This is a genomic window from Methylobacterium sp. WL18, from assembly GCF_008040015.1.
Taxonomy (GTDB): domain Bacteria; phylum Pseudomonadota; class Alphaproteobacteria; order Rhizobiales; family Beijerinckiaceae; genus Methylobacterium; species Methylobacterium mesophilicum.
In genome coordinates, this window is sequence record NZ_VRVD01000119.1 from 1 (window position 1) to 9,981 (window position 9,981).

A 9,981-nucleotide genomic window follows, 5' to 3' on the forward strand; every position below is an offset into this window, starting at 1 on the left:
CGGGATCGATCTCCGGCGATCGTGGACAGCGCTGACTTGGTGGCGTCGTCGAGGAGCACGCACACGGTCTGAGCCATCGCCCAGACTCGCATGCATCACGCCCTTCGTGAATCCTCCGCCCGCGTCAATGCACTAGAGCCGGTCCCGGGCTGATTGCGACGGGTTAGCGGGTGGCGCGTTGACGGGTGAATGAGCATTCCAATGCCTTCACCTCTGTCCGTCGACTTGCGCGAGCGTGTCGTAGCTGCCGTGGCGGCGGGTGTCTCGTGCCACCGAGCCGCGGCTCGCTTTGGGATCAGCATGTCAAGCGCCAGCCGCTGGTCGCAGCGCTTCCGCCACAACGGCCAACGCGCCTCCAAGCCGATGGGCGGCGATCACACCTCGAAGCGAATAGAGGCGCATGCCGGGCTGATCCTGGCGACCTCCGAGCAGGAGCCACGCCTCTTCCTACGCGAACTGCGCGACCGGCTGGCTTAGCAGGGCATCCAGACCAGCACGAGCGGCCTGTCGCGCATCTATGCCCGCCACGGGATCAGCTGGAAAAAGGGGCGACGTACGCAGCTGAGCAGGAGCGTGCGGACGTGAGAGCTACCCGCGAGGCGTGGTTCGAGGCACAGCCCGAGCTCGACCCGGAGCGGCTGGTGTTCCTGGATGAGACGGCGGCCGCCACCAACATGGCGCGCCGCTACGGTTGGGCGCCGCGCGGCGAGCGCTGCCGGCTCACGGCCCCGTTGGGCCACTACAAAACCACCACCGTAACCGCCGCCCTGCGCACCAGCGGACTGTATGCCACCGCGCTATTGGACAGTCCCACGAACGGCAGGCGCTTCCGCAGCTACGTCACCGAGCCCCTGATCCCGGTGCTGCACCCTGGCGACATCGTCGTCATGGACAACCTGCCAGCCCACAAGGTCGCCGGCGTGCGTGAGGCGATCGAGGCCGCATGAGCGCGGCTGCTCTACCTTCGGTCCTACAGCCCTGATTTCAACCCGATTGAACAGGCCTTCGCAAAGCTGAAGGCGCTGTTGCGCAGCGCGGCAGCCCGCAGGATCCCGGATCTCTGGGTGGCGATCCGCCAGGCCTTCGAGCGCTTCACCCCGCAGGAGTGCCGCAACTACCTCGCCGCAGCCGGCTACGAGAACGACTTGGCCGTCACTACTTGACCGGGAACGGCTCTAGCATGAACACTTCTGCTACCGGCGGCCGGTTCTCTGTCAGCCCTGCAGCCACACGCTGTTGTAGTAACATCTCCAACTTTCGATGACTATCTGCGCAACCCTGAGTGTGTAGAATGTCTAGCCGTTGAGCCGTTCGTCGCGAAGCCGCGCGTTGGAGCTTTTGATGTAGGTATTCTTCCCCGGTGAGACTGGCGTGATTAAGATTTTGGGGCAAAACCGATTGGCCTGAGTTCGGCAGATGAGGGCGCAGGCGAGTGTCGTGGAGGCGAGGCGGAAATCGAGGCGTCGCTCGTAGCGGATGGTTAGTCGGCGGAAGCGGGTCAGCCTGGCCAGGGTGCGCTCGACGATCCAGCGGTAGCGTCCCAAGTGCTCGCGGCTCTCGATGCCACGGCGGCCGATCCACGGCGTGATGCTACGAGCCCGGCACTCGCGCTGACACCCGCGATGATCGTAGCCCTTGTCCGCGTGCAGCTTTTTGGGTCTGCGCCGCGGGCGACCTAGCCGGCCGGTGGGCACGCCCGGCACCGCGTCAAGCGTGGCAGCCAGCATGCGGCTGTCGTGACAGTTCGCCCGGGTGCGTATCAGGCCGAGCGGCGTGCCGTTGGCGTCCACGACGAGGTGGCGCTTCGTGCCCGGCTTAACCCGTTCCGTCGGGTTCGGGCCCGTCGCAGAGCCCCTTATTTCGCCGGCAGGCTCGCGCTGTCGAGGACAGCCCGCGACCAATCGATCGCATCGGCATCCTGAAGCCGCTCCAGCATCACGCAATGCAAGTCGGCCCAGACGCCCTTCGCCTGCCACGCGCCCAGCCGCCGCCAACTTGTCTTGCCGCTGCAGCTGACTTCGGAACGCGGCAGGTGCATCCACTGCATGCCGGTCCGCAGAACCAGGATGATGCCGGACAGCGCCGCCCGATCGGAGACCTGCGACCGGCCACCTTTCGGCTTCTCAGGCCTAGGCGGCCAAGCGGCTTGACCACCGCCCAGAGGTCTTCGAATGTAAGAGCATCCATGCCCTCCCAACCCGTCCGAATGGGTGTCGTCCCACACTCTTGAGGGGTTTCGCCGCCGGCGCCGGTGATCCAAGCTTGTACAGCTTTCGCCCTGAACTTAGGTCCGTTGTCCGAACGGATATGGCTCGGCACACCACGCAGAAAGTTCAGATCCGAGAGCACGTCGATGACATCAATCGCCTTCAGCTTGCGGGCGACTCGGATCGCCAGGCATTCGTGCGTGAACCGGTTGATGATGCTGAGCATCCGGATCTTGCGTCCATCGTGTGTATCGGCATCGACGAAGTTAGAACACGCGTGATTGCGGTGTTCCGGGCGAAGACGAACGCAGGAGCCGTCGTTGTTCCAGGTCCGCCCCGCTTGTGCCGTCTGGCTGGGACCTTCAGACTCGCACGACGCCAAATGCGCTCGACGCGCTTGTCGTTGACGAACCATCCGGCGGCCTTCAACAATGCGCTGATCTTGCGGTAGCCCTAGCGTCCGTAATTATCGGTCAATGCCACGAGATCGGCCATAAGCGCCTCTTCGTCGTAGCGGCCCCGCGGTATCTCGCGCCGTGTCAATCCTTCGACAGGCTTAGGATGCTGAATGCTGTCCGAGCGCCCGGCAGACGTGGCGATTGGAGAGAGTTATTGTCCGCACGACGTGCTCAACACAGGCGCGTCGGCGCGCAGGGCTCAAGACGTCTTATTTGGGACGCATCCTGCAGAATCAGCTTGTCGAGGGTGAGATTTGTAATCGACTTTCGAAGTTCAGCATTCCCGGACTCGAGAATCTTCAAGTGTCGAATTTGATCCGACTTGAGTCCGTCAAACTCACGTCGCCACCGATATTATGGTACTTAACTACTGCTGAGCGCATGGATTGCGTCGATAACGCTCCGGCAATGTGAGATCAGAACATCCGCCTGCCGTAGCTTGGTACCGATCTCCTCGGGCTTTGGGTGTTTTACCATCTTGTCCGTCCTCCAAGCCCGAAAGCCATATCAAAGGGCGGATAAATTCAATGGAGGTGGACCATTGCTTTAAAAGCAAAGCCGGATCGCCATCGGGAAGCGCTCCTGGGGACATTCACGACATCGTGGTCGATGAGCCGAGTCGAAAGGCAGATCAACCAGTTGAAAATGCTGAAACGGACAACTTATAATTGACCAAGTTCTCATTTTCTCTGTCAGCATCCCCTAGCCGAGTCGCGTGTCGATCGCGAGACACGAACGGCGGGTGAGCTATTATTAATCCGTATTTGACAGACATGAATAAACTCGATCGGTTGTGACACCCGATTCTACAGTCCGCCCCCAAGATAATCGCTACACAAATCGCAATATTTGCAACGCAGCTTGATGACTATGAATTGCAGCCGCGAGTGCAGTCTGTCTTTCTGCAGCCAAGAAATAGTTAGTTGCGTTCGGTAGAATCCTAGAAGTGCTTGAAGAATTCACGTGGACGTTTTGTTCAACTTTTTATCAACAAGTTTTTTGTCGCTCATACTCAGATATATTGCCTTACCTGTACGTCGAGTCGATTGAAGGATGAAATTGCAGATGGATTTCGTTGCAGCCTCAACGGGCATAAAGAGCACCGACGCCACTACGCAAATGCTTAAACTGGAAAGAAATACAGCTGTAACGGAGCCAGTGAAACGATTTTCGTCACTGCTATATACAATTAGCCAGCTAGTATAAGATATCAATATTGGAAACTGAATCAGGAAAAGAGGGAATGATATCTTACCAAGAAATTGCGACAGCTTGTTGCTTAAGAATCTCTCAGCAAAGCGGTTGAACGAAATTGCTGCAACGAGGATCATGGCAAAGAACGGTGTTCTAAGCTCCAGCGTGCCTCCAGCGTGCATTAAACTATCGAAGGTCAATAGCAGCACGATGGTTGACGAGCTAATAATTAAAGCGCTCAAAGAGACCTTATATTTTTCGAACAATCCGATACACCTTAGCTTAGAACAGTAAACGCCGGAAATAAAACACGCCAAGTTTCCCAAACTTACATTCTTTAGATACAAATGTGAAACAATCAATATAAAGAAGGTCAAATGCACGATCCACCATTTAAACCTTTCCCCGTTGCATAGAATCAACAACGCAAAAACTAAGCATGAGCCAATAAATTCTATTCTCATTGTCCACAAAAACGGCACGAGCGATTGTGTGGGATTAACATTAAGAAAAACGTCGTAAAATGAGAAGCGGAGGGTACCGATAATACTGGGTCTGAAATTCAGCCAGCTTCCAAGCCAGTCGGTCCTGCCCACGATCAACCCAGCCTCGACATTGTGGTTTAATCCGAATGCGACGATGACAGCTGTAATTACAGCGGCCGAAAGAACCGGGAAAACCAACCTAGGATATCTTTTTATCATTAGATCAAATACTGATTTTAATCCCCGACCTGAAAAATAAGAAGCGCTAAGCGCTTCTCCAGATAGGACAAAGAAGACAGAAACGGCTAGCGAGCCATCGAGAAGAAAGGCGGTGATATTGTTTCTTATATCTGGATATATTTCTCCAAAAGTCTCCCATAGGATATGGAAGCAAACTACAGATAGAGATGCCCATCCCCGAAGGCCATCCAGCGCAAATACTCTGCTTTTCACCCGTTCCTGATAATTTGGCTGGATAGTTTCTAGCGGGCCATCTGCGACAGGAGGCATTCGAAATTTGCTCATGAATTCGAAGTGGGTCCGATGTGTAGAGGAAACGGCTTGAAACAATTTGGGTGGCCGATATCGCTGATAGCAGCCGGCTACAGAAAACTAAAGCTCATAGTCCGCTGCTCCCGCTTTACAGACAAGACGCTTAAAGAATGACGTTGCTGAAGGCGTCCCGGCGCATAGCGCCTATCCATTGGCGGCCAAAATCTTATTTTGTCAATTTTGCGTTTCTCCGTTTGTTCTTTAACAGTCCAACACCAATCAGGCTTTGCGATAGTGTTATGACGCCATTATAAAACTGCAGCCATGGTAGCGAATTGCCGGCAAACGTACTTGAAAGTTGGTACCATGTGAGGAGCTCAGATACGCTCTCGCCGATTGGGAGCAGAGGAACTGAACAGCACGGACATGCGATGCTGTTGACGGTGACGAGGCACCTGACTATCGGCAGGTGGACGAGCAGCGCCCCACGGTTCGTGCAGCGTTGGCTAACACCGTACCGCCTTCTTGATCAATTCTTTCTCTTCGGCGGTAAAGCCCGCGGCCTCAATCTATTCGGCTCCTCAAACCCGAGCAGGAGGTGATTATCAAGTCATATCCGAAGTGGGTCTTCCGTACTTCAATTGCAAACGGGTTCATGCCGTGATGACGCAGGCACCGAGTAGGTGGAGCTTGGCACCGCCATACATCGCCCGCTTAAGCTACTCGAGGTGGCCGATCTGTTCCTCGATCGGGCTTTTTGACAAGTGTAGTGCGAGTGCGGACTCGACCGCGGCACGATCTGGCAAGAGCATCGCGACCAACTCGCGCGACGGGCCGGCCCGGCAGCGCGCTAGCCACGAACGGAGTGACATTGGCTCTTGCGCTTGGAGCAGGGCCGCAAAGAAACGTGCCTCATCCACCACGCGGCCAGCCTCCGGAACCGCCTCGACCAGGTCGGCCGGGAAGCTGCCGTCCTGTCCTGGCACCTTTTAGCTCGATAAAAGAAGGCGCATGACCCGCCGTGACATTCACGGCCGCCCGACTGGGGTGGAGGCACCATGGGATCTGGCGGGTGCGCCTCGCAGTTTGGCAATACCGGGCCAGCACCATTGCGACCCTGCCGGCGAAGTCGAGTACGTGCAGCTCCTGTCAGAGCCGATTGCTTAAGCTCGCCCTCGCTCATTCGGCGAACGGTAGGGCCGATACGGGTCGTCGATCCGCCCCCGATCACTTCGACCTTACGTGGGCGTCGCGCTCTTACGCAGCCAACGGCGGACGGTGTTGCGAGCAAGTCCCGTCGCGCGCACGACGGCGCGGACTCCGGCCCCATCCTGAGCCAACGCCTCGACTTAGCTGAAGCGCGCGCCGCGGCGCGTCCTGCTTCTGTCGGTGTCGCTCCTAGAGGGTGCTGGGGTTTAACGGGATCGGAGTTTTCAAGCGTTGGGGGAACTGATTCCTGGTGCCTAGATGTTTGGTCCCGGCATGTGGTGTGACGGATTGAGCCTGAAGCGTTCGGGCTCTTTCGTCCAGGTCTGGCAGATAAATGCGTAGGGGGTGAGGCCTCGCAGGGTCTTCAGCCGGCGACCGTAGTTGTAGGCTTCCACGAACAGTTGAAGGTGGCGGCGCAGCTCGTCGTTGTCGGTGTAATGGTAGCGCTTGACCGTGGCGTCCTTGATAGTGCGGTTCATTCGCTCGACCTGGCCGTTCGTCCACGGGCAGCGTGGTTTGGTCAGGCGATGCTCGATCTTGGTCTGCTCGCAGGCCCATTCGAACGAGTGCCAGCGGTAGATGCGCGGCTCGTCGCGCTCTGCCCAATAGGCAGCTGCCTTGGCCTCGGCCTCCGCGTTCACCGGCTTGTTGTCGGTGAACTGAATGCCGTTGTCGGTCAGGACCGTGTAAATCGTGTAGGGCACGGCCGCGACCAGATCGCGTAGAAAGGCCGCTGCGATCCGTTGTGTCGCCTTCTCGTGAAGTTGAACGAAGGCAAATTTGCTCGTGCGGTCGATGGCAACGAACAGGTGGAGCTTGCCTTGTTCGGTGCTGACCTGTGCGATGTCGATGTGGAAGTAGCCGATCGGGTAGGCTTTGAAGCGCGAACGCTTGGGCTTGTCGCCGTCGACCTCCGGCAGTCGACTGATGCCGTGACGCTGGAGACAGCGGTGCAGACTTGAGCGGGTCAGGTGCGGAATGCTGGCCTGAAGCGCGTAGAGGCAGTTATCCAGTAGCAGCAGGGTATGCCGGCGAAAGGCGACGATGACCGCCTCGTGCTCCAGGCGCAGCACCGTCGAGTGAGGCTCCTTCGGTCCCATCCGCGCATCGGTGCTGGTCGGACGTGACCGCCACTTCTACACGGTGGTCGGGCTGATCCCATAATGCTTCGCCGCGGCTCTCACGCTCTCTTTACGAGCTTGGATTGCCCGACGGACCGTCTCAGTCGTTGTGGCGCTGCCGTGGAGAATCTGTCCCATAGCGCGTCCCTCCGTAAGCGGTGTTTGGAGCCGCTCTTTTCGATGTGCTGGTGATGGTGGAGTCTGACGGTCCCTGGTTCGGATCGTTTTGTGTCTATGCTTGAGGATATGGTCGAGCTGCCGCGGTCGGTTCGCCGGCTAGAAGTCATCACGGGCGTGGGTTGTCGTCGGCGCTGGTCTGACGCCGAGCGCGGACGCATCCTCGCTGCGGCGACCGCCCCCGGTGCGGTGGTCTCGGTGGTCGCGCGCCGGCACGGCCTGAGTCCGCAGCACTTGTTCACCTGGCTTCGTACGGCCCGGCGTGCGGCGGCTTCGCTTCCCGTTGCCCCACCGCTGGCGTTCGTACCGGCGCTGGTCGGGGATGGCGGAACCGATCCGGTACCACCACGGTCCCGGCCTCTGGCTTCGCAGCGGTTCGCTCTGGCCGCTGAGATCGAGCTGGATATGGCCGGCGTGACCGTTCGAATCGGTGAGAGTGCGCGTGAAGAGACCATTGCGGCAGTGATCCGGGCACTGAAGGCCACGGCATGATCGGGCCGTCCGGCATGGTGCGCGTGATGATGGCGACGCGGCCGGTGGACTTCCGCAAGGGCATGGACGGGTTGGCCGCTCTGGTTCGGGATGCGATGGGCGCGGATCCGTTCTCCGGCACGGTCTACGTGTTCCGATCGAAGCGCGCCGACAGGGCCAAGCTCTTGTTCTGGGACGGAAGTGGGGTGGTCCTGGCGACCAAGCGCCTGGAGACCGGTCAGTTCTGCTGGCCGAAGATCGAAGATGGTGTCGTACGCCTCACGGCGGCGCAACTGGCGGCCCTGCTCGAAGGGCTCGACTGGAAGCGTGTTCACGTGGCTCGCACGGTCATCGCTCCGACGCTGGCAGGGTGAACAAAAAGGTCGAGCGTGCGGGCTGCATTGCAATGGTAAGATGCTGACGAATATGCTTTAATCCGCCTCGTGGCTGCGCCTGCTTTACCCCCGTCCAACGATCCCGAGACGCTCAAGGCCCAGCTCGTCGAGGCGCAGGCCGAGAACGAGCGGCTGCGCCAGATCATCCTGGCGATGCAGCGCCACCGCTTCGGACGCCGCGCCGAGAGCCTGCCCGAGGATCAGCTCCTGCTCGGGCTCGAAGAGGCCGAGCAGGTCGAGGCCGCGGGTTTTGCCGCCGAGGAGGCCGAGCCGGCCAAGAAAGCGGCCCGGGGGCTCAAGCGCCGCACCAATCGCGGGGGACTGCCGGCCCACCTGCCGCGGGTCGAGCCCCTCGTCGACATCGACAGCACCGCCTGCCCGTGCTGCTCGGGCGTCCTGCACAAGATCGGCGAGGACGTGTCCGAGCGCCTTGACGTGGTGCCGGCGCAGTTCCGGGTTCTTGTGATCCGCCGCCCGCGTTACGCCTGCCGGGCCTGCCAGAACGCGTTCGTGCAGGCCCCAGCACCCGTGCGGCTGATCGAGGGCGGCCTGCCGACCGACGCGTTGGTCGCGCAGGTGCTCGTCTCCAAATACGCCGACCACCTGCCGCTCTACCGCCAGGCACAGATCTTCGCCCGTCAGGGTGTCGCCCTCGACCGTTCGACGCTCGCCGACTGGGTCGGGCGCGCGGCCTTCCTGCTCCGGCCGGTGCACGGGCGTCTGCTGGAGACGCTGAAGCGCTCGAGTAAGCTGTTTGCCGACGAGACCACGGCACCCGTGCTCGATCCCGGGCGCGGGCGCACCAAGACCGGCCAGCTCTGGGCTTACGCCCGTGACGACCGGCCCTGGGGCGGATCCGATCCACCCGGTGTCGCCTACGTCTACGCCCCCGACCGCACCGCCGGCCGGCCGATCGCGCATCTGGCCGGGTTCGAAGGCGTGCTGCAGGTCGATGGCTATGCCGCCTACGAGGTGCTGGCCAAAGGCGGCGCCATCCGGCTGGCCTATTGTTGGAGCCACGCACGGCGGCTCTTCTACGAACTCGCCGCCGCCTCGCCGATCGCCAAGGAGGCGCTGGCACGCGTCGCCGCGCTGTATCGGATCGAAGCCGAGATCCGCGCTCGCCCGGCCGATGAGCGGCGTGCCGTGCGTCAGGAACGAAGTCGACCAGTGATCGAGGCCCTAGAGCCATGGCTGCGCGAGAAGCTCGGCTTGGTCAGCCGCAAGAGCAAACTCGCCGATGCGATCCGCTACGCCCTGTCGCGCTGGGCCGGCTTGAGCCTGTTCCTCGACGACGGCCGGGTCGAGATCGATTCCAACGTCGTCGAGCGCGCGATCCGGCCCCTGGCCTTGAACCGCAAGAATGCCCTGTTCGCTGGCTCGGACGGCGGCGGCCAGCATTGGGCGGTGATCGCCTCGCTGATCGAGACCTGCAAGCTCGTCGGCTTAGAGCCGCACGCCTACCTCGCCGACGTCATCACCCGCATCGTCGAGGGCCACCCGCAGCGCCGTCTCGACGACCTGCTGCCATGGGCCTACCCGGCCATGCCAGCCCTCAAAGCCGTGGCCTGAAAACAGCGCTTACGTCCCTCCATGTGGCACCAGATGTATCACCACACGACGGGACCAAACATCTCTAGTGCACTGACGCGGGCGGAGGATTCACGAAGGGCGTGATGCATGCGAGTCTGGGCGATGGCTCAGACCGTGTGCGTGCTCCTCGACGACGCCACCAAGTCAGCGCTGTCCACGATCGCCGGAGATCGATCCCG

The 9,981-nt window shown here is 60.3% G+C and carries 4 protein-coding genes and 5 pseudogenes; 4 read left to right on the top strand and 5 right to left on the bottom strand.

Annotated features, from left to right (window positions below; genetic code table 11):
• The first annotated feature begins 201 nt into the window (after positions 1 to 201).
• Positions 202 to 1,163 (top strand): annotated as a pseudogene (locus FV228_RS11520) (IS630 family transposase).
• 66 nt (positions 1,164 to 1,229) lie between these two features.
• Here FV228_RS11520 and FV228_RS34170 read toward each other — a convergent pair.
• The 5 genes and pseudogenes from FV228_RS34170 to FV228_RS11540 all read right to left on the bottom strand — a co-directional run.
• A pseudogene (locus tag FV228_RS34170) lies at positions 1,230 to 1,376 on the bottom strand (integrase core domain-containing protein); the annotation flags it as partial.
• Between the two features lie 9 nt (positions 1,377 to 1,385).
• A pseudogene (locus tag FV228_RS11525) lies at positions 1,386 to 2,187 on the bottom strand (IS5 family transposase); the annotation flags it as partial.
• Between the two features lie 66 nt (positions 2,188 to 2,253).
• Positions 2,254 to 3,142: pseudogene (locus FV228_RS34175) on the bottom strand (IS3 family transposase); the annotation flags it as partial.
• Between the two features lie 482 nt (positions 3,143 to 3,624).
• Positions 3,625 to 4,869: an acyltransferase gene (locus FV228_RS11535; RefSeq protein WP_147854752.1), complete on the bottom strand. Its 1,245-nt coding sequence runs from the start codon at positions 4,867 to 4,869 to the stop codon at positions 3,625 to 3,627.
• Positions 4,870 to 6,299: 1,430 nt separating this feature from the next.
• Positions 6,300 to 7,304 (bottom strand): annotated as a pseudogene (locus FV228_RS11540) (IS481 family transposase).
• Between the two features lie 96 nt (positions 7,305 to 7,400).
• On the opposite strand from FV228_RS11540, the gene FV228_RS11545 reads away from it, so the two are divergent.
• The 3 genes from FV228_RS11545 (at position 7,401) to FV228_RS11555 (ending at position 9,781) form a co-directional block, all read left to right on the top strand.
• Entirely contained in the window at positions 7,401 to 7,835 is a 435-nt protein-coding gene (locus tag FV228_RS11545; protein ID WP_147854753.1) for a transposase, read from the top strand.
• On the top strand, positions 7,832 to 8,188 hold the full coding sequence (gene tnpB, locus FV228_RS11550) for an IS66 family insertion sequence element accessory protein TnpB (RefSeq protein ID WP_147854754.1): 357 nt from the start codon (positions 7,832 to 7,834) through the stop codon (positions 8,186 to 8,188). The genes FV228_RS11545 and tnpB overlap by 4 nt, the downstream gene beginning before the upstream one ends.
• Before the next feature lie 69 nt (positions 8,189 to 8,257).
• Positions 8,258 to 9,781, top strand: a complete 1,524-nt coding sequence (locus tag FV228_RS11555; RefSeq protein ID WP_147854755.1) for an IS66 family transposase — start codon at positions 8,258 to 8,260, stop codon at positions 9,779 to 9,781.
• The last annotated feature ends 200 nt before the right edge of the window (positions 9,782 to 9,981 follow it).

Excerpts from the sequence above, each read along its gene's own strand:
- FV228_RS11535 (WP_147854752.1), bottom strand. The coding sequence starts at position 4,869 with ATGAGCAAATTTCGAATGCCTCCTGTCGCAGATGGCCCGCTAGAAACT.
- FV228_RS11545 (WP_147854753.1), top strand. The coding sequence starts at position 7,401 with ATGCTTGAGGATATGGTCGAGCTGCCGCGGTCGGTTCGCCGGCTAGAA.
- tnpB (WP_147854754.1), top strand. The coding sequence starts at position 7,832 with ATGATCGGGCCGTCCGGCATGGTGCGCGTGATGATGGCGACGCGGCCG.